Annotated in this window: 23 protein-coding genes and 3 pseudogenes; 15 read left to right on the top strand and 11 right to left on the bottom strand. The window is 55.1% G+C overall.

Going from position 1 to position 17052, the window contains the following annotated elements; all coding sequences use genetic code 11:
- Together BLV81_RS22265 and BLV81_RS22260 are read left to right on the top strand one after the other, a co-directional pair.
- The coding region (locus BLV81_RS22265; protein ID WP_143036420.1) for a transposase at nt 1–290 on the top strand (290 nt) is incomplete at its 5' end.
- A 43-nt stretch (nt 291–333) separates the two neighbouring features.
- Nucleotides 334–768 (top strand): annotated as a pseudogene (locus BLV81_RS22260) (transposase); the annotation flags it as partial.
- A 204-nt stretch (nt 769–972) separates the two neighbouring features.
- Here BLV81_RS22260 and BLV81_RS22255 read toward each other — a convergent pair.
- On the bottom strand, nt 973–1848 hold the full coding sequence (locus tag BLV81_RS22255) for a LysR family transcriptional regulator (RefSeq protein ID WP_092360094.1): 876 nt from the start codon (nt 1846–1848) through the stop codon (nt 973–975).
- 101 nt (nt 1849–1949) lie between these two features.
- Between BLV81_RS22255 and BLV81_RS22250 the strand changes: the two genes are divergently transcribed.
- The 4 genes from BLV81_RS22250 to BLV81_RS22235 all read left to right on the top strand — a co-directional run bounded on the left by BLV81_RS22250 (nt 1950) and on the right by BLV81_RS22235 (nt 4933).
- Nucleotides 1950–2885 carry an NADP-dependent oxidoreductase gene (locus tag BLV81_RS22250; RefSeq protein ID WP_092360093.1) on the top strand — a complete coding sequence of 312 codons (936 nt, stop codon included), beginning with the start codon at nt 1950–1952 and terminating at the stop codon, nt 2883–2885.
- A gap of 44 nt (nt 2886–2929) precedes the next feature.
- Complete coding sequence (locus BLV81_RS22245; protein WP_092360092.1) at nt 2930–3799, top strand: NmrA/HSCARG family protein; 870 nt, start codon at nt 2930–2932, stop codon at nt 3797–3799.
- Nucleotides 3800–4182: 383 nt separating this feature from the next.
- Nucleotides 4183–4461, top strand: coding sequence for a DoxX family protein (locus BLV81_RS22240; RefSeq protein WP_218134305.1), 279 nt, complete (start codon nt 4183–4185; stop codon nt 4459–4461).
- A gap of 19 nt (nt 4462–4480) precedes the next feature.
- Complete coding sequence (locus BLV81_RS22235; protein WP_218134304.1) at nt 4481–4933, top strand: pirin family protein; 453 nt, start codon at nt 4481–4483, stop codon at nt 4931–4933.
- An 11-nt stretch (nt 4934–4944) separates the two neighbouring features.
- On the opposite strand, the gene BLV81_RS23780 is transcribed toward BLV81_RS22235, so the two are convergent.
- Together BLV81_RS23780 and BLV81_RS22230 are read right to left on the bottom strand one after the other, a co-directional pair.
- The gene (locus BLV81_RS23780) at nt 4945–5163 is read right to left on the bottom strand and encodes a hypothetical protein (RefSeq protein WP_143036419.1); all 219 of its coding nucleotides are present in this window, start codon (nt 5161–5163) and stop codon (nt 4945–4947) included.
- Between the two features lie 138 nt (nt 5164–5301).
- Complete coding sequence (locus BLV81_RS22230; RefSeq protein ID WP_092360091.1) at nt 5302–5553, bottom strand: ogr/Delta-like zinc finger family protein; 252 nt, start codon at nt 5551–5553, stop codon at nt 5302–5304.
- Between the two features lie 331 nt (nt 5554–5884).
- Here BLV81_RS22230 and BLV81_RS22225 point away from each other — a divergent pair, with 331 nt between their 5' ends.
- Nucleotides 5885–6427 carry a hypothetical protein gene (locus BLV81_RS22225; protein WP_143036418.1) on the top strand — a complete coding sequence of 181 codons (543 nt, stop codon included), beginning with the start codon at nt 5885–5887 and terminating at the stop codon, nt 6425–6427.
- Nucleotides 6428–6441: 14 nt separating this feature from the next.
- Nucleotides 6442–6738: pseudogene (locus BLV81_RS22220) on the top strand (hypothetical protein); the annotation flags it as partial.
- Nucleotides 6739–6850: 112 nt separating this feature from the next.
- Here the strand turns inward: BLV81_RS22220 and BLV81_RS22215 are convergent.
- The 5 genes from BLV81_RS22215 to BLV81_RS22195 form a co-directional block, all read right to left on the bottom strand.
- Nucleotides 6851–7591, bottom strand: coding sequence for an SDR family oxidoreductase (locus BLV81_RS22215; RefSeq protein ID WP_092360089.1), 741 nt, complete (start codon nt 7589–7591; stop codon nt 6851–6853).
- 23 nt (nt 7592–7614) lie between these two features.
- Complete coding sequence (locus BLV81_RS22210) at nt 7615–8646, bottom strand: amidohydrolase family protein (RefSeq protein WP_092360088.1); 1032 nt, start codon at nt 8644–8646, stop codon at nt 7615–7617.
- 29 nt (nt 8647–8675) lie between these two features.
- Nucleotides 8676–9371, bottom strand: a complete 696-nt coding sequence (locus BLV81_RS22205) for a type 1 glutamine amidotransferase domain-containing protein (RefSeq protein ID WP_092360087.1) — start codon at nt 9369–9371, stop codon at nt 8676–8678.
- Nucleotides 9372–9457: 86 nt separating this feature from the next.
- Nucleotides 9458–9754, bottom strand: coding sequence for a YciI family protein (locus tag BLV81_RS22200; RefSeq protein WP_092360086.1), 297 nt, complete (start codon nt 9752–9754; stop codon nt 9458–9460).
- A gap of 27 nt (nt 9755–9781) precedes the next feature.
- Complete coding sequence (locus BLV81_RS22195; RefSeq protein ID WP_092360085.1) at nt 9782–10351, bottom strand: flavodoxin family protein; 570 nt, start codon at nt 10349–10351, stop codon at nt 9782–9784.
- A gap of 108 nt (nt 10352–10459) precedes the next feature.
- Between BLV81_RS22195 and BLV81_RS22190 the strand changes: the two genes are divergently transcribed.
- From BLV81_RS22190 to BLV81_RS24520, 5 genes are all read left to right on the top strand, one after another.
- Nucleotides 10460–11428: a LysR family transcriptional regulator gene (locus tag BLV81_RS22190; protein WP_218134303.1), complete on the top strand. Its 969-nt coding sequence runs from the start codon at nt 10460–10462 to the stop codon at nt 11426–11428.
- Between the two features lie 272 nt (nt 11429–11700).
- Nucleotides 11701–12438, top strand: coding sequence for an SDR family oxidoreductase (locus BLV81_RS22185; protein ID WP_092360084.1), 738 nt, complete (start codon nt 11701–11703; stop codon nt 12436–12438).
- A gap of 185 nt (nt 12439–12623) precedes the next feature.
- The gene (locus BLV81_RS22180) at nt 12624–13556 is read left to right on the top strand and encodes an NAD(P)-dependent alcohol dehydrogenase (RefSeq protein ID WP_092360083.1); all 933 of its coding nucleotides are present in this window, start codon (nt 12624–12626) and stop codon (nt 13554–13556) included.
- 2 nt (nt 13557–13558) lie between these two features.
- Nucleotides 13559–14260 carry a helix-turn-helix transcriptional regulator gene (locus BLV81_RS22175; RefSeq protein ID WP_092360082.1) on the top strand — a complete coding sequence of 234 codons (702 nt, stop codon included), beginning with the start codon at nt 13559–13561 and terminating at the stop codon, nt 14258–14260.
- 289 nt (nt 14261–14549) lie between these two features.
- On the top strand, nt 14550–14762 hold the full coding sequence (locus BLV81_RS24520; RefSeq protein WP_369823926.1) for a putative quinol monooxygenase: 213 nt from the start codon (nt 14550–14552) through the stop codon (nt 14760–14762).
- Between the two features lie 21 nt (nt 14763–14783).
- Here BLV81_RS24520 and BLV81_RS22160 read toward each other — a convergent pair.
- A pseudogene (locus tag BLV81_RS22160) lies at nt 14784–14882 on the bottom strand (SDR family oxidoreductase); the annotation flags it as partial.
- Between the two features lie 223 nt (nt 14883–15105).
- Here BLV81_RS22160 and BLV81_RS23775 point away from each other — a divergent pair.
- The gene (locus BLV81_RS23775; RefSeq protein ID WP_143036417.1) at nt 15106–15405 is read left to right on the top strand and encodes a hypothetical protein; all 300 of its coding nucleotides are present in this window, start codon (nt 15106–15108) and stop codon (nt 15403–15405) included.
- Here BLV81_RS23775 and BLV81_RS24515 read toward each other — a convergent pair.
- Nucleotides 15388–15624, bottom strand: a complete 237-nt coding sequence (locus BLV81_RS24515) for an IS3 family transposase (protein ID WP_092360080.1) — start codon at nt 15622–15624, stop codon at nt 15388–15390. The genes BLV81_RS23775 and BLV81_RS24515 overlap by 18 nt on opposite strands.
- Entirely contained in the window at nt 15527–15970 is a 444-nt protein-coding gene (locus tag BLV81_RS22150; RefSeq protein WP_255365422.1) for a transposase, read from the bottom strand. Before BLV81_RS22150 ends, BLV81_RS24515 begins: the two co-directional genes overlap by 98 nt.
- A 316-nt stretch (nt 15971–16286) precedes the next feature.
- Here BLV81_RS22150 and BLV81_RS22145 point away from each other — a divergent pair, with 316 nt between their 5' ends.
- A complete protein-coding gene (locus BLV81_RS22145; RefSeq protein ID WP_092360079.1) occupies nt 16287–16622 on the top strand; it encodes an HAD family hydrolase in 336 nt (111 codons plus the stop codon).
- Nucleotides 16623–17052: the final 430 nt, after the last annotated feature.

Raw genomic sequence — 17052 nt, 5'->3', positions numbered from 1 at the left:
CAACCATGTGGCGGCGGCAGTGGCAGCAGGTCATTCCGTTCTTTGCCTATCCACCCGAGGTGCGCACGATTATCTATACGACCAATGCCATAGAGAGCCTGCATATGCGCCTTCGAAAGATCGTCAAGAATCGCGGCCACTTCCCCAGCGATGACGCCGCAACAAAATTGCTGTTCCTCGCCTTGCGCAATATTGAAAAAGATTGGAAGATGCCGCAGCGGACATGGAAGCAAGCAGCCAACCAGTTCGCCATCATGTTCGGCGAACGTTTCACGAACGCGATTAACTAACTACGAAATTCTGGCCCCGCACACAGAATTTCTGACAGGTCTCAAAGCCGACTTTATCTACGACGCCCAAACGAACGAATATCGCTGCCCTGCAGGACAGCGCCTGATCTGGCGATTTACAAGCAAAGAAAAAGGGCTGAACCTGCATCGGTATTGGAGTTCGCACTGCCAACAATGTCCACTCAAGCAACAATGCACGCCAAGTCCACAGCGTCGCGTAACACGATGGGAACACGAAGCAGTTCTCGACACGATGCAAGCCCGCCTGGATCAAACACCCGATGTAATGCGAATCCGTCGTCAAACCGTCGAGCATCCGTTCGGGACAATCAAAGCGTGGATGGGAGCGACTCACTTCCTGACTAGGACAATCGGTCGCGTCAGCACTGAAATGAGTTTGCATGTGCTGGCTTACAACATAAAACGGCTGATCAATATCCTGGGCGTTGGCAGATTGATCCAGATGATGAGCGCATAAGCGCTTTTGACGTTTGCAGCGACGCCATAGCGACAGTTCAGCCGTTTTTTACAAACAGTCTAAAATCCAAGCGGCCACAACGTCGCAATCCTATGGTGTTTAGTTAACCTTAAAATGAAAACTCCATGGCATGCTTATGCTGCTTCTTCGTTTTTACACAGTCTGGGCCCAAAGCGGACGTCGTGACAATCTGGTGAATAGTCATTACCCCTTTAGCACTAGAGACTTGTCCGGATATCGAGCGCACATGAAATCGACGAATGCGCGGACCTTTGGAGCTGCAAGCCGCCTTGATGTGTGCAAGATCCAGAGTTCAGCTTCTGCGCCCGATACGGTGCCCCATTGAACCAATTCTCCGCTGGCAAGCTGGTTCCACGCGATGGACTGTGGAATGAGGGCCGCACCACCACCTGCGATAGCTGCATCGCGAATCATTAAGAATGAAGAGAACCGTAGTTTTGGGATGGGCTCCAGGATCAATTGTCCGCCATCAAGATTCCAAGTAGTGGGCTGGAAGCTCGAAGCCACAATACTAGGAACTGGCCTGATCGCGCCGGGCATGGGCATAGGCACTTCAGGCGCCGCCACTACAACCAACCTATCCTTTGCGAAGCACCGGCCGACCAAACTGCTATCTGGTTTCGGATTGGTTCGAATGGCAACGTCAAATTGTTCCTCGACGAGGTCGACCATGCGATCCTCCGCCACAACTTCGATTGTCACCTCGGGGTAGGCCGCACAGAATTCTGCTCCAATGCGGCCCATCGCAAGCTGCGAAAACAGCACTGGAGAAGCAATACGCAATCGTCCCCGAGGCATCGATACTCCATCGCGTGCTGCTGTCATTGCCTCGACCACTTCGCTCAACGGACCTTCGGTTCGAGTCATCAGCATCTGACCAGCTTCGGTAAGTTTCAGACCGCGTGCGCTGCGCTCAACCAGTCTCACGCCCATTTGTTCCTCAAGTTCGGAAATGCGGCGAGACAAAGTTGCTTTGGATATGCCGCTCGCACGGCTTGCTTTTCCCAGTCCCTCATTGGAGGCGACGAGTGTGAAATCGATTAGAGCGTTCAAGTTCATAGTGTTCCATTTTTGAAACGTAGTGTCTAAATTTTGGCATCTTCCGTCAATTGGCGCAACAGCCTATCTTCTCTTCATCGCAATCGATAAGAGGAAATGCAATGAACACTATTCAACGCGCTGTACTAGTTCGGGCATATGGCGGCGCTGCCGCCGTGGAAGTGGCCGAGATCCAGAAGCCGACACCAGAACAAAGCCAGGTTCTTGTTCGAGTTCGCGCCGCTGGCGTGAACGGCATCGATTGGAAGGTACGAGAAGGCAACGTGCGTAACGCCTTTCCGCTTCCATTGCCAATCGTTTTGGGGGCTGAACTGGCTGGTGTAGTAGACGCAGTCGGTCCTGGTGTTTCTCACCTCCAAGTCGGCGATCGGGTCATGGGGGCAATGGGAGGTCTTGGCGCGTACGCTGAGTTCGTTACCGTTAATGCCGCGACCCTCTCGCGTACACCAGAAGGTCTGGACGATGTCCGTGCCGCAGCCGTGCCAGTAGCAGCCGTGGCTGCCTGGAAGAGCCTCCACCATGCAGGATCGATTTATCCAGGCCAGCGAATCCTTATTCACGGTGCGGCCGGTGGACTGGGCGGATACGCGGTGCAGTACGCCAAGCGAGCGGGCGCCGAGGTCTTTGCAATCGCGGGAACCGCTGACCTCGACTACGTGCGCAGTCTCGGCGCCGACTATGTGCTCGATTATCAATCTCAGCGGTTCGAGGATGTTGTTCGAGACATTGACCTGGTGCTCGACTACGTCGGGGGTGAAGTACTGGATCGCTCGTGGCAGGTACTGGAGCAGAACGGTGTCATTGTCAGCACAGTATCACCCGACATTTTGGCCCGCAAACCTGCTAATCGCCGAGGGCTTTGGTTCATGAACAAGCCAGACCCCGAACTTTTGGAGAAGCTGGCCGAGGAAATAGCCAGCGGCACGCTCCAATCCAAGATCAGTGAAGTAATCGGTTTCGCCGACATCCCTGAAGCGATCGAACGCAATCGTACCGCCTCCCGCGCAGGGAAAGTCGTTGTTGACTTCTCTCGCTAAACATACTTTTTTATTCAATTTTTTAACCCCTGAAGGAGATTCAAATGAGCATTTTCGTCATCGGTGCCACGGGCACCATTGGTTCACTTATCACTCAACGCCTGGCTGACTCTGGCGCCGAAGTTAAAGCCCTCGTACGCCAGCTTGGCAAGCGGGTCTTCCCTGCAGGTGTCACCGAAGTTGTTGGAGATCTGACCGACGTAGCGTCGATGCGCGTTGCGCTGTCGTCGGTGCGCACGCTGTTCCTGCTCAACGCGGTTACACCCGATGAAGTTACGCAAGCCATCATCACGTTAAACCTTGCTCGCGAGGCTGGCATCGAGCGCATTGTCTACCTGTCGGTGATTCATGCTGACAAGTTCACCGATGTTCCGCACTTTACTGGCAAGCATACGGTTGAACGCATGATTGAAAGCCTCGATATCCCAGCGACCATTCTGCGTCCGGCTTACTTCATGCAAAACGAACTCATGGTCCAGCAGACGATTCAAAATTACTCGGTTTATCCAATGCCGATCGGCTCGAAAGGCGTCTCGATGATCGATGCGCGTGACATCGCGGATGTCGCAGTTGCAGAGTTGTTGCGACGCGACCGGGCACCTTCCGCCTTGGATCGAGTAACGCTGGAGTTGGTCGGTCCACAAGCACTTACCGGTGCCTCCGTGGCGAAGATATGGAGTTCCGCCTTGGGCAGCGAGATCGCCTACGGTGGTGACGACGTGGCAGCTTTCGAAAAAAATCTGGCCTCGTACGGTCCTACCTGGTTGGCTTATGACATGAGTTTAATGATGGCGGGTATCCAGAAGTTCGGCATGCAGGCAAATGAAGGAACGGTAGAGCGGCTGGAGGCCATCATAGGACATCCGTTGCGCACCTACGAAGACTTCGTCCGCGAGGCGATTGCTCAGGTTTAAACAGCTAGCTCAAGAGGACGGATTTATTTTTTCTGATGCGTGGCATCGATAATAAATCTGTCCTCGCTCGCCATACCGTTAATCGACATGGGCGAGTAATGCTAGAAAGTGCTGTAGCCCACAAGAGCGGCCTACGCATACCTGGAAATATTGGAATCGGGGATGTTGTTTCAGGTCCCAGCATAAGGTCATTACAGTAGGCGTGATTTACACGAAACTCAATTTTGGTTTTGAATTACCTAAAGAGAACAACACTATGAGTAAGCAAGTTTCTATTCAATCGAACCCAAGCAGAATTCTTAAGTACACGTCTCTCGGATTACGTCTTGTAGCCGCCGCAGCGTTTTTTAGCTGCGGGCATTGCCAAGCTTGCTGGCGTGCCAATGATGGTTGAGATCTTCGGCCATATTGGCTTGGGTCAGTGGTTCCGAACGGTAACCGGTTTAGTCGAAGTGAGCGGTGCTATTGCACTACTGCTACCTGTCACCGCAGGACTGGGCGGTCTGCTGCTGGCGGTCACCATGTGCTTTGCTATTGTTATCCATCTATTCGTTATCGGCGGCAGCCCGTTACCTGCAATCGTGCTGCTACTGATCACCGCAGGAATCACTTGGCTGTATCGTGCCAGCATTTTGCGCCTCATTCGTCCAACGCAAACCTGACTGCACGGGAATCGAAATCATGACTACATCATCAACCAACCTTGATGCGAATTTGTCTCGGCGTATTGTGCAGTCCACACGAGGAGCAACGGGACACGGACCGATTACCCGTCTTATGAGTCCTTCTGATCTGGGACAGATTCTCAAGCCATTTGTATTCCTCGACATTTTTGAAGTGAGTGGAGATGCCATCCATGCAATGTCGAGCATGCCTTTGCATCCCCATTCGGGTATAGCAACAGTAACCGTCTTTACAGAAGGCCGGGTGCGCTATAACGATCCGGACAATGGGGAAGGGACTATCGGTTATGGCGGCGTCGAATGGATGCGGGCCGGTGGTGGTATTTGGCATGGCAAGGAGCTGACCGCAGAAGAAGTTCCTCGCATTCAGGGATTCCAACTATGGATCACCCTGCCGCCTGATCTCGAAAATGGTGAGCCGGAAACCGAACGCGATAACGCAAAGGTCTAGAAAGAGCTTTTTCATGCAGTCACCTCTTGATTGGTGACCAGCTCGCCCATAGCAAGCGCATTCAAACCAGAACTGAGATGGAGGCGTAGCTCATGCCGACTGCCGTCACCAAAATGAAAGACAATCGTTTGAGTTGAATACATTCCATGCTCAGGATCCGGGTGTAGACGTACCGCCACTGGCCTGACGGTGATTTTTTTGAGATCGGTGAAAGTCGATTGTGTAGGCATGGTTGGCTTTCTTCAGGGTAAGCGAGTCCCGCACGCGCTATTTCAGGCGTTGCAGATTGATATCGAGTTGGGGTAAAGCTGGCTAAGGAAGCGTTATGGCGGCGCCAGGATGTCGCAGGTATTCGTCATGGATACTTGTTACCCCTCCTGTCCGGATGCATGGGCACTGATGTTCCTGACATGCTTGGACAACTGGATGTTGACGCTAGGGTTGGGGATGGCGGACGGCGATAAGGTGCGCAATACTTCCAGGCCGGCGACAAAGATATGACCGCATCCGGGGTTCTTGCACATGTAGGTAATCTCCATCATCATGCCCGACATCGTGTGGCTGTTTGCGGCATGCACCCCGTGTCGGCAATGCGGGCAGGGAATACTGATAACTCTCACGCCAACGTCCTTTCTATCTGGTGCACGAAGCGATTAATTGATGACTTGCTCATGTTCATACGCCCGCAACCCGCGCAGAAAGATGATGCGGATAAACGAGGCACGGGACCGGATTTCTGCTTCCGCAAACTGATCGGTTTTGGTAACTTCCTCGGGCAAAAGACGGATAACGATCTGCTTCGAGAGGCAGTTTTTCGGTGCTCGTCGTGCTTTTGGCTTTCGGTCCATAGAGTATTATTTACGATCGTTGTTGGAATAACCTCAAATATAGTATTCAATAAGATTCATGTGAAACGAAAATACAAGTGATTTAGATACTTTTGGTTCCCGCTTGCGCAAAGAACGCTTGCGCCTGGGCCTCAATCAGACTGATTTCGCCGAGATTGGCGGTGTTCAGAAAGACGGCCAGGTGAAATATGAGGCGGACAAGAGGGAGCCAGGAACTGCCTATATGACTGCGATTGTGGCTGCGGGAGTCGATGTCTTGTATGTTTTGACAGGCGTGATCTCGGATCCGGCGAGCGATGATGAAGGGGAGCTTCTATCAGGCTATCGTGAGTTGGATGAACGCAGCAAAACAAGCGTTCTTGGAATGATCGACAGCTTGAGGCCCCGGAGGCATGTGGTCAGCGTCAATTTGAGTGACGAAGATTTTGAGTTTTATACCAAGCAAGCTGAAAAGGAAGGTGTCTCCGTTGGGGTCGTGGTAAGAAAGACGATTATGGCCAATGCGGAGAAAATCTTGGGACTTCCGCCTCGCTCAATTGGCCGGGCGAAAATTGATATTGCTGCTGACAGTGAGATGGGGAAGAGCGTGCGCAAAAATATGGCCGCTCTAGCCGCAATGCGAAAGAAAAAAGATTCGGAGAAATGACCTGGCGCGGTCTAGATCTGGCGAATAAGTCCGTCTTCGACGAACTTGTACCGCTTTTCATAGCTGCGAAAGCCAAACGACAGGTCATCATGGTTACTCATAACGCCAATCTGGCGATCAATACCGATGCAGATCAGATCATCGTCGCTGAGGCTGGACCGCATCAGACGGGCCGACTCCCGCCGATTACTTACACGGCAGGAGGACTGGAAAATGCAGATATCCGAAAAGCAATGTGCGACATCCTGAAAGGTGGGGACGCGGCATTCCGAGAGCGAGCAAGACGTCTTTGCGTCCGCCTAGAACGATAACTGGGAGACTCAAATATTTTTCTTTCAATCGATCAGGGACACAGAATGGAATATGTATACCGCTACGACTCATGGTCTTCGCATATCAATACGCGAGCAATGCGAACCATGTTCAGAACTCCTGATGCGTTGGACGGAAAAGGATTTCGTTGATATCTACTTCTTCTGGCTGGCTCATTGCAAACAGCACGCAGCGCGCGAAACTGCTTGCGGGGATAGCGTTGCGCTCGTAGAACGCCCGCATGGCTTGCGCCATGCCTTCGGCCTTGGTAGAAGCAGGCAACTCGGTATCCACCGCCCCCGGTGAGAGGATAGTAGAGCGGATGTTGTAGGGCTTCACTTCTTTGCGCAGTCCTTCGGATATGGCGCGCACGGCAAACTTGCTGGCACTGTATACCACGCCGCCGGCGCTTACCACGTGACCAGCCACCGATGAGACGTTAATGATTTGCCCGCTCTTTTGTGTTTGCATGTGGGGCAATGCGGCAGCGATTCCATACAATACGCCCTTGATGTTCACGTCGATGGTCTGGTTCCACTCCTCGATGCGCAGCATCTCCAACGGCGAGAGCGGCATCACCCCCGCGTTGTTAAGCATCACATCGATGCGACCATGCATGTCCACGGCGCGCTTCACGAGCGCCTGAACTTGTGCGTGATCGGTGACGTCGGTCTGCATGACACTTTCGGTGCCCAGGTCGAGTTCCTCCGCGAGCGCGTGCAGGCGATCCAATCGACGCGCGCCCAGTACGACCTTGGCGCCGGCCCGTGTCAAATGACGTGCTGTTTCCGCGCCCAAACCGCTGCTGCCGCCGGTGATGACGACCACTTTATTGTCGATTCCTTGTGTCATGCTGGTTCCTTCTCGATGTCAGATTACAAATGCAACAGCCGTTCAGCGTTGCCGTGGGCGATGAGGGTCTTGTCGGTTTCGCTGACGGGCAGGCGCTCGATGAAGGCCCGCGCGCCGTCCAGGCTCTGGTAGGGGTAGTCGATGGAGTACAGGATGCGCTGCGCTCCCATCAGCGCATGGATGAACTGGAAATGCGGCAGCGTGAGCATGCCGCTGGGCGATACGTACACATGCTCGCGATAGGTCTGCACGATCGGGCGCTGGAGGCCGGAGGCTTCTTGCGGAATCGAATCTTCCAGCCTTTGCAGGAAGAAAGGCACCATCTCGCCCCAATGGCCACTGATGAGCTGCAGTCCCGGATAGCGGTCGAACACGCCTGCAAGCAGCATGCGCACGACCTGGATGCCCGCTTCGTTGTGCCAGCCCCAGGCAAACATGGCAAGCCGTGCGCCGAGTTCGCGCTCGAATCCGCCATAGTACGGCGCTTGCACGGCGGGCAACGGCAGGCCGGGATGGACATACAGCGGCACCTTCAGTTCGTCGAGAGCGGCGAGGATGGGCGCGTAGCGCCGATCGTCCAGGAAGGTGTCGCCGGGACGGCCATTGATGAGTGCACCTTTGAGGCCCAACTCTTTCACCGCCCGTTCCAATTCGCGGGCGGCTGCCTCGGGTGCTTGCCAAGGCAGGGTGGCGAAGCCGGCGAAGCGCGCAGGATGGGCCTGCGCTGCGAGAGCCAGTTTGTCGTTGGCAGCACGGTTCAGGTCGATGGCCTGCGCGGCAGGCAGTAACTGAGGAAAGCCGCCATAGGAGAGTACCTGCATGTCAATGCCTGCCGCGTCCATGTCGGCCAGGCGCGGTTCGCCCGTTTCCAAGGCTTTCCGGGCGGACTCGCTGGGTGCGATGACATGCGGACGGCTGGGATCGGCCACATACCTGCCGTCGATCACGCGGCTGCCCCAGTCGGGAAGGTAAGGGGCCTCGGCGCGGACCAAGCTCTGTGTGGCCGCTCCGATGGCAGGATCGAGCACGTGCTCTTCGACGCAAATCAGTTTCACGATGTTCTCATTCTCGTGTCGGCGGCTAATCACGCCAATAAGGCATCGCGCAGTGCTTCGCCCAGGCTCGCGGCGGACTGCGGATTCTGTCCGGTGATGAGCCGGCCATCGACGACCACGTTGTCGGCCCAGTTGGCGGCATTCTGATGGTGTGCGCCGCGTTCGTTAAGCGTGGACGCCAGCAGAAAGGGGACAACATGCGTGGATTGCACTTCCTCTTCCTCGCCGTCGGTAAAGGCTGCCACCCGCTTGTTTGCCACCAGCAGGCTGCCATCGGCACGGCGCGCATTGACCAGAGCCGCCGGGCCATGGCACACCGCCGAGACGATACCGCCCGCAGCATCGATTTCGCGAATGGTTTTTTGCGCGGCGACGCTATCGGGGAAGTCCCACATCGTGCCGTGGCCGCCGGCGAAGAAGATGGCCGAGTAGCGTGATGGATCTACATCGTCCAGGCACAGCGTGTGAGCGATGGCGTGGCGAAAATCGGCGTCGGCCCAATAGCGGGCAATGACCGGATCGTTCATGTCTTCCAGCCCATCCAGCGGTGCGGCGCCACCCAAGGGCGAGGCGTATTCCACCTGAAGGCCTGCTGCTTGTAATTTTTCCAGCGGATGAGTGACTTCGGCCAGGTTAAAACCGGTCGGGATGCCCGTTGCCCCTTTCACAGCATTGCTGGTGACGACGAAAAGGATCGGTTTAAGTTCGGAAGCTTGCTTGGTCATGATCGTAGGTTCCTGTTTGAAGGGCCATAGAGGCTTGGAGGCATGCTTCGCAAGTCGCCGGCATACAGACCGACGACTTGCAAGTGTCAGTTGTTACCAGGCGCGAAGAGCGCATCCCAGTGGAAAGGGCCAAGTGGGATGACGTCCCAGCCAATCAACCCAGCTTTGGCGAGCGGAAACTCGCCCAAGACTTGCCTCGCGGCTTCAACCGATTCGCACTCGGCGATGATGGCGACGCCGGGGCGATCCTGGCGAAAATAGATGTCGCGCACGATGCCGTCCTTGTAGAGCTGCCAAGTGTGACGGAGTTCGTCCAGCATATGTGGTTGGTATTTTTCCAGGCTAGCACCTGGCTGTGGGATGTCGAGGCAAAGCAGTTTCATATGAGGCTCCTTGGTAAAAAAAATGGGTCAAACGGCTTGAGACCGGCGCACGGTCTCCGCCACGCGCTGCCCAAGGTAGGCAGCGGTGTCGAGGTCGCTCTTGATTGGGGTGTCATCCGGCCCTTGGTCGCCATTGGATTGCGCCATCGCGCCCAACCAGCTGCCCAGGCGATTGAGGTCATGTACGCTGCCACGACTGCTGTCGTTGCCGGGCATCAGATCGAGTCCGACCCACAACATGCCGTGCTGGGCCGCAAACAGCGCCATCGAGATCAGCGAGTGCAGCTTGTCGCCGTTTTGCGCGCCCGAGTTGGTGAAACCGGCGGCCAGCTTGTCGCGCCATTTCATCCTGCTCCAGACCGGTTTGGTCGATTCTTCGCAAAACTGCTTGAAGCGTGCGCTGGGAGCGCCGTTGTATGTCGGCGAACCGAAGACAATGGCATCGCTGGCCTCAAGCACGTCCCAGGGGATAGCACCTTCCGCCACGGGAATCAGTCGTGCCTCGGCGTCTGCCACCCGGCGCACGCCCTCGGCTACGCTTTGCGCTTGCCTGGCGGTATGGCCCCAGCCGCTGTCGTAAACAATTGAAATCAGCATGTAGTTTTCCTGTTCAAAATTTTCTGGTTTGTCGCCCTGAATTCCCACTACAGCAAGTAATCGTATGATAAAGTGGAAAAATACGATCCAATGTAGAAAGATATTCCAATGACGAAGGAACTGGATTCCCCAATAGCTTTGATGAGCGCGGTTCCCGAGCGGCAGGAACGTTTCGATGGGGTCACTGTGTTTTTGGAAGTGGTACGCTTGGGCGGCTTCACAAGCGCGGCGGAGCAACTGGGGCTGACGCGCTCGGCGGTAGGCAAGGCGATGGCCCGACTGGAGGCGCGTTTGGCTACCCGGCTGTTCCATCGCACGACGCGGGTACAGAGCCTGACCGACGATGGCCAGATCTACTACGAGCACTGCGCTCGAGCGCAGGCTGAGCTGCAAGCGGCGGAGGCACAGATGGCGTCCGGTCGGCACGAAATGACGGGGCGGCTGCGCGTCTCCATGCCCGTGCTGTTCGGTCGCCACTGCATCGCACCCATCTTGCTGAATCTGGCGCGGCAGCATCCATCGCTTGACCTGCATTTGAGTTTCAGCGACCGTACTGTGGACGTGCTGGCTGAAGGCTTTGATCTCGCCATCCGCAGCGGCTTACTTGGGACCGAGAGCGAAGGCCTGCGGGCGCGCAAGCTGGGGGTGCAGCGCAAGCGGGTGTGCGCCTCGCCAGCATACCTGGCTGCACATGGACGCCCGCAGAGCACGGCCGAGCTGGCCGCGCACAGCATCCTGCTTTACCGCCGTGCCGACCGCGTTAACGTCTGGCAGTTGCCCGATGCGACCGGCCGCATTGTCAATACGCCGCTGAACTCCCGCCTGCAACTAGATGATCTGGAGGCCATTGCGGACGCAGCCACGGCTGGCCTGGGCCTAGCCTGGCTGCCCGAATGGCTAGTCCGGGAGCGCCTGCGCACGGGGCAACTGGTCAGCGTGCTGGATGACCAGCCCGGTGCCGCGGTGGACTGTTACGCCCTCTGGCCTAATGTGCCCCACATGGCGCTGCGCTTGCGGATGGCGGTGGACGCACTCGTTGAACAACTGCCGAAAAGCATGGATCCAATCGCCGACTAAACGCAAAAACCGCACCGCGTCAACGGGCAGCTGTCTGCCCGGACGTGATCGGGAGGCATTGTCAATGGGTGCCGTTTACGCTATAAAGCTACCGTCGAAAGAGCGCAGACCAGATGGTAGCCCGGTCACCGTCCCACAGGGCGACAGCTTTCCCCTCACAGGGTATCCGCGACACCTGCGCCGGCTTGCCGGTCGTCTAGGTGTGCCCGCTGGATTCCCAAAGTCTTTCGTCGGCGCACCTTCTCATTTTTCAAACAAGAAGGATAGTCGACATGAACCTAACAGCAAACACCATTCTTATTACGGGCGGCGCCGCCGGCATCGGCTTGGCACTGGCACGGCAACTTTCCGAACGCGGCAATCGCGTCATCATCTGCGGGCGCAGCGAGGAAGCGCTGCTGAAAGCGCAAGCCCAGCTGCCACACGTAGTCACCCGCGTCTGCGACATCACTGATCAAGCAAGCCGCCAGTCCATGGTGAGCTGGCTAAACATCGAATACCCCGGATTCAACATGGTTATCAACAACGCGGGCGTGCAATATCGCCGGTTGTTCGCAGAGGCGGACGCGCTGGAATACCTCGAGCAAGAGGTGACTACCAATTTCACCGCGCCGGTGCGGCTCATCGGCGAGTTGTTGCCATTGCTGAAGCGACAATCCCAGGCTGCGATCATCAACGTCACCTCTGGCCTTGCATTCGCGCCAATGGCCGATGTTCCCGTCTACTGTGCGACCAAAGCAGCTATGCATTCCTTCACGCTGTCCCTGCGTCACCAGCTCAAAGCGACAGGCGTCAGGGTTGTAGAAATGGCGCCGCCCATCGTTGACACCGGACTGGGTGGTGGAAGTAGGAGCGGAGGTGCCGCCGGACAGCAGATGATGTCCGCTGACAAGTTCGCTATCGAGGCACTTATCCAGTTAGAAAACGATCAGGACGAAGTGCTGGTCGGCTTGTCTGCAGGTGCGCGTAAGATGGGCGAAGCCTTGTTCGAGCGCATGAATGGTGCCTGACGGCCTTTCTGCCTACGCAGAAAGGCAGAAGCGGCGAACCATGGTGCCAGAAATTGGCACCATGGTGAAATAGACTGTGTTTTCCGACACAACAAAAGAGAACCATCCATGACTGCACATACTAAGGGCTTTGCTCAGCAAACCACCCGGTTTTGCCTCGCTGAACCAGAGGGATATGGCCTGCCATGAAACGTATCCAATATAACAAGTACGGCGGCCCGGAACTGATGCGGCTCGACGACTTCGAAGTGGCCACGCCGGGTAAAGGCGAAGTGGTCGTGAAGGTCAAATTTGCAGCCATCAACCCAATCGACTGGAAGCTGCGCAACGGCCAGATGAAGATTGTTACGGGAAATACCTTCCCCCGCGCGATGGGCATGGATTTCTCTGGGGTGGTGACCGCAATCGGTCCAGGCGTAACGCGCTTTCGTCCGGGGGACGCTGTGTTCGGTCTGGCCCGTTTCAAGGAGAGCGGCGCCCTGGGCCAGGCTGTGGTGACCAAAGAAGCCTTCCTGGCAAAGAAACCCGACGAAGTTTCTTTCGAGGACGCGGCTTGCATCGGCACTCCGGGTATAACGGCCTGGAACGGTTTGGTAGATAAGGCGAAGCTGAGCGCTGGCCAACACGTTTTCGTCAATGGCTGCGCTGGTGCAGTGGGCGAAGCGACCGTGCAGATAGCGCGTATGCTCGGGGCATCGGTTGCAGGCAGTTGCAGCGCAGGGTCGATGGAAAGGATACGCTCGCTCGGCGTTCAAACCATTTTTGACTATCGAGCCACCGATTTGTCGGCGATCAGTGAACGTTTCGATGTGGTGTACGACACAGCCGCCACGATGACCACCGAGATAGGACTCAGCCTGCTGAAAAAGGATGGTGTGTTCCTCGACCTCAATCCAACCCCGGGCAAGTTCATCCGTTCGATCTTTAACCGCAAACTGAAGCCGATTGTGGGCACACCGAGGCCCGACATTCTTGATAGCCTTGCCGATGCCGCAAGAAAAGGAAAATTTCGACTGCCGATCGCCAGAGTCGTACCTTTGGGGGACGCGATCCAATTGATCACCGAGCTTGAGGCGGGCCTTAAGTTCGGTGGAAAGTGCCTCGTCGTAATGGATTGAGCATGTCGCGAAGCCATCGGTTATTCGACCTTTTGCAAATCCTTCGCCGACACCGTGGAACGGTGTCCGGTGAAGCACTTGCACGCGAGGTTGGCGTATCGCTACGCACCATCCGTCGCGACATTGCGACACTGCAAGCATTAGGTGCTGATATCAATGGCGAGCCGGGTATCGGTTACATACTCCGGCCAGGCTTCCTTCTGCCGCCGCTGTCCTTCACGGCAGAAGAAATTCATGCACTTGCGGCCGGCGCTCAATGGGTCAGCCGCCAAACGGATGATGCCCTGGCGCATGCCATGCTGAACGCGATTGCAAAAATCGATGCAGTGCTTCCGTCAGAAATGCGGCGAGCGCTGGATGACAATGCGCTGTATATCAGCCGGCAAAGCGAAGATACGGGCCTCGATTTGGGACGAGTTCGGCAGGCGCTACGCGAACATCGCAAAATGCACGTCGTGTATAGAGAAGAAAACGGGCCCGTACTGGAGCAAACGATCTGGCCGATCATGCTCGGTTTCGTGGAGTCACGATGGTCCATTGCTGCCTGGTGCGAGTCGCTTGGCGATTTTCGTCGCTTTCGTGCCGACAGCATTGTGACGGTAGATTTTTTGGATGAGCACTATCCTGGTACTCGCCGGCAATTGGTCAAGGAATGGCAAGCTCAGGAAGGGCATCCCTGTAAGCGACGAAAAAGCACCTGCTAAATCTCATCGAGTCCGCCAATGGGCCGCCGGCATAACGCAAATTCGACCAGTGTTCACGCAACGTACGACTGCAGTTTCTTCAATGGCACATGCAAGAAGTCATCTTTGCTGAATACTTCCAACAAATAATTAATCACAGCGTGTACGCGCGGCGCCAACAACGCCCGGTGCGGGTATTGAAGCATCATTTCATAGTCACCCGAATGATGACAGTCATTGAATACGACTTTCAACGTTCCTGCGCGCAGATGAGGCCAGGCATGGTGAACTCCTAGAGATCGGGGTCTTGGTGCTGTATGCAGTCTATGAAAAGGAGCATCCTAATCGTGTGTGGGTTTTTGAAATGTATACGGACGCACACGCCTATCAGACTCACCTTGAAACCCCACATTTCAAGAAATTCCTCGAGGTTACAAAAAAAATGATGATCTCCAAGACCTTGCTTGATGCAGTCCCGATTGCGTTAGGCGCCAAAACGAATATTGCGCCATCCGCGAATTGATCCAGACAAGCCATCTTCATGTCAGACCTGCGCCATGCCCCCATCGACGGCGAGATCCACACCGGTGATATATGAACTTTCATCGGAAGCAAGGAACACGACGACGGCAGCGATTCCTGGACAGTGCCCGTTTTGGCATTCGAGCCGATACCACGCACGAGTTCGCTTAACGAATCCGGTCCTCTGCTGCTACTAAGCACAACCTCGTGACCGTGCCGTGCAAAGTATTTAGTGTATGTTTGCGCTACGGTTGAGTCCTTCGCTGCCGGCTCGAAACGGCCAATAACAGGCATTCGAAATTTTCCCAACGCTTTTCATGATGAATTGATTAGGCAGCGATTCTATGTCACAAAAAAAAGTAAATGCTTGCCCCAAATGTTTGAGTGACACTCATGTTCGAGCAAAGAAAATTCTCATCGGAAAATCTAGCCCAAGACGCCTTTTCCCGGATTTTGAGGAGCGAGCAGGTTACAAACGTAAAGATCAACTTGCTGTTGACGAATGCAAACAAGACGCACTTGGTGTTCCGCCGTTAGAGCAGTTCGTCGATGGTTGTTATTGCGAAAACTGCGGAATTGGCTTTGTATCGGATAGCCGATCACTTTGCGACTACAAGCATCCAGGATCACCGCAAGATAGATGAAGCCGGACGCGTGCGAATATATGTGATATCTGCCACGCAGGCACGATCAGGCGCCGTCGGGATGATATTACGATAAAGATTCGGGAACGTCGCCAAATCGGCCTCGGCTCCTGATGTCGGCTTAAAACTTCGCCGGCGTTTGACATGCAGCCCATTCCTCGTCATTACCTTGGCTACGCGTTTGTGATTGATGGCATGGCCACGTGCTCTGAGTTCCAAGGTGACGCGGAGGCTTCAGGCCGCTGATGATCGATGAGTTCTCGCTGTCGCTGACGAGTCGTAGCCGAGGTGTTTTTTCAAGGAGATCGAGCTCCATGGCGAGCTGACCGACCTTGCGCTCCAAAGCCGCAATCTGTGCTTCATGCCCTGCAACTGTCGAAGCGGCGGCATCTTCTTTATCCAGCTCACCGCGATCAAACTGCGTCAGCCACATCTGCACAAGGTTGGCTCGCAGCTTATAGCTCTTGAGCGCCTCATGGCCCCCAAGTTTGCCAGTACGAATATCCGTGCAAAGCTGGATTTTAAATTGCTGGCTATACCGCCGATAAGGTCCTCTTGCTGACATGCTGCCGCTCCTCCTAAGAAGGCTCGACAAGCATATCACCCCATCCCGCGGCCTTGGTCCACCCCGAGGGGGTAACTCCAATCAACGGTCAAACGGCAAAACTCGCGGCCTGCTGCATCTCGCCGCAAAGTCGTATTTGGAGAACGATTCCGGTTGCATGGTTTTTTTTTGAATTTGCCAAATGTATACGTTATGAGTAATGGTTTTCATTAAAAACTTTAACTGTCATTTATTGTTCTCTGCTCCTACGATGTGTTTCAAGGCTGCGTGTTCATGCAGACGCTGTTAATGATGATCAAGGTGAAGGAGAGTAGCCATGTGCGATGTCGCAATCGATAGTGAATCCGCAGTGAATGCGGAAGAAATTCATCTCGGCGCCTATAACGCCGCATTTTATGAACTTGGGCTCAAGTGGCACTGGGATGCCAAGATTTATCAGGATCTTCAGCACGGCGCCGGAGAGAAGGATCGCCTTCAGGTGTATCTGGAAACGCGTCAGCCGCATTTGCTGAAAGCCTACGATGTCGAGTTCTTGATGAATGCCATCCAGGCCATCAAGACGCGCTGCTATAACGCCATGATCACGAGCGGTTCAAGAATGGCGCCAGCAGTCGATTGGGCGGAAATCCAGAAGGCCGAAGTCGGCGTCTGAGCGTTGGCGCAGTCAGCGCCGAAGCAAGCACGATTTCAGCGAGCAGCTAAAAGTTAAATAATCGCAGATTTCGAATCTTAACCGCAGTCAAGGAAAACGCCGGACCATTCTCCCACAATGTCCCCAAGCGGTTGCGATTTACGAAAGTGAATGACAAGGCCGAGCATTTCAATATCGTTCTCGCGCTCGCCGGAACGATAGCAATTTGCAATGTGGGTTAACCCATTTTCAAAATGTTTGATTGAGCCGAAGCGGGACGTACGAGCGTGTGTCCCGGAGTCAAAAAGTGGTGTGCGTCGTTGGACGCCGGCTGGATTTCATCGTAGCGGCATGCCATTTCATCTCGGATGGTGCTTTTAAATATGCAGTGTCCGGAACACGCGCAGAACGACGAAAGCAAGACAGGCAGCCGACAGTGAACATACAGTGA

Source organism: Collimonas sp. OK242 (assembly GCF_900107095.1).
Lineage (GTDB): Bacteria > Pseudomonadota > Gammaproteobacteria > Burkholderiales > Burkholderiaceae_D > Collimonas.
The sequence above is the reverse complement of the archived record's forward strand: the minus strand, read 5'-3'. Positions and strand labels throughout refer to the sequence as shown.

Coding starts and splice junctions, on each gene's coding strand:
- BLV81_RS22255 (WP_092360094.1), bottom strand. CDS start 1,848: ATGAACTTGAACGCTCTAATCGATTTCACACTCGTCGCCTCCAATGAG.
- BLV81_RS22250 (WP_092360093.1), top strand. CDS start 1,950: ATGAACACTATTCAACGCGCTGTACTAGTTCGGGCATATGGCGGCGCT.
- BLV81_RS22245 (WP_092360092.1), top strand. CDS start 2,930: ATGAGCATTTTCGTCATCGGTGCCACGGGCACCATTGGTTCACTTATC.
- BLV81_RS22240 (WP_218134305.1), top strand. CDS start 4,183: ATGATGGTTGAGATCTTCGGCCATATTGGCTTGGGTCAGTGGTTCCGA.
- BLV81_RS22235 (WP_218134304.1), top strand. CDS start 4,481: ATGACTACATCATCAACCAACCTTGATGCGAATTTGTCTCGGCGTATT.
- BLV81_RS23780 (WP_143036419.1), bottom strand. CDS start 5,163: ATGCCTACACAATCGACTTTCACCGATCTCAAAAAAATCACCGTCAGG.
- BLV81_RS22215 (WP_092360089.1), bottom strand. CDS start 7,591: ATGACACAAGGAATCGACAATAAAGTGGTCGTCATCACCGGCGGCAGC.
- BLV81_RS22205 (WP_092360087.1), bottom strand. CDS start 9,371: ATGACCAAGCAAGCTTCCGAACTTAAACCGATCCTTTTCGTCGTCACC.
- BLV81_RS22200 (WP_092360086.1), bottom strand. CDS start 9,754: ATGAAACTGCTTTGCCTCGACATCCCACAGCCAGGTGCTAGCCTGGAA.
- BLV81_RS22195 (WP_092360085.1), bottom strand. CDS start 10,351: ATGCTGATTTCAATTGTTTACGACAGCGGCTGGGGCCATACCGCCAGG.
- BLV81_RS22190 (WP_218134303.1), top strand. CDS start 10,460: ATGACGAAGGAACTGGATTCCCCAATAGCTTTGATGAGCGCGGTTCCC.
- BLV81_RS22185 (WP_092360084.1), top strand. CDS start 11,701: ATGAACCTAACAGCAAACACCATTCTTATTACGGGCGGCGCCGCCGGC.
- BLV81_RS22180 (WP_092360083.1), top strand. CDS start 12,624: ATGAAACGTATCCAATATAACAAGTACGGCGGCCCGGAACTGATGCGG.
- BLV81_RS22175 (WP_092360082.1), top strand. CDS start 13,559: ATGTCGCGAAGCCATCGGTTATTCGACCTTTTGCAAATCCTTCGCCGA.
- BLV81_RS23775 (WP_143036417.1), top strand. CDS start 15,106: ATGTCACAAAAAAAAGTAAATGCTTGCCCCAAATGTTTGAGTGACACT.
- BLV81_RS22150 (WP_255365422.1), bottom strand. CDS start 15,970: ATGTCAGCAAGAGGACCTTATCGGCGGTATAGCCAGCAATTTAAAATC.
- BLV81_RS22145 (WP_092360079.1), top strand. CDS start 16,287: ATGTGCGATGTCGCAATCGATAGTGAATCCGCAGTGAATGCGGAAGAA.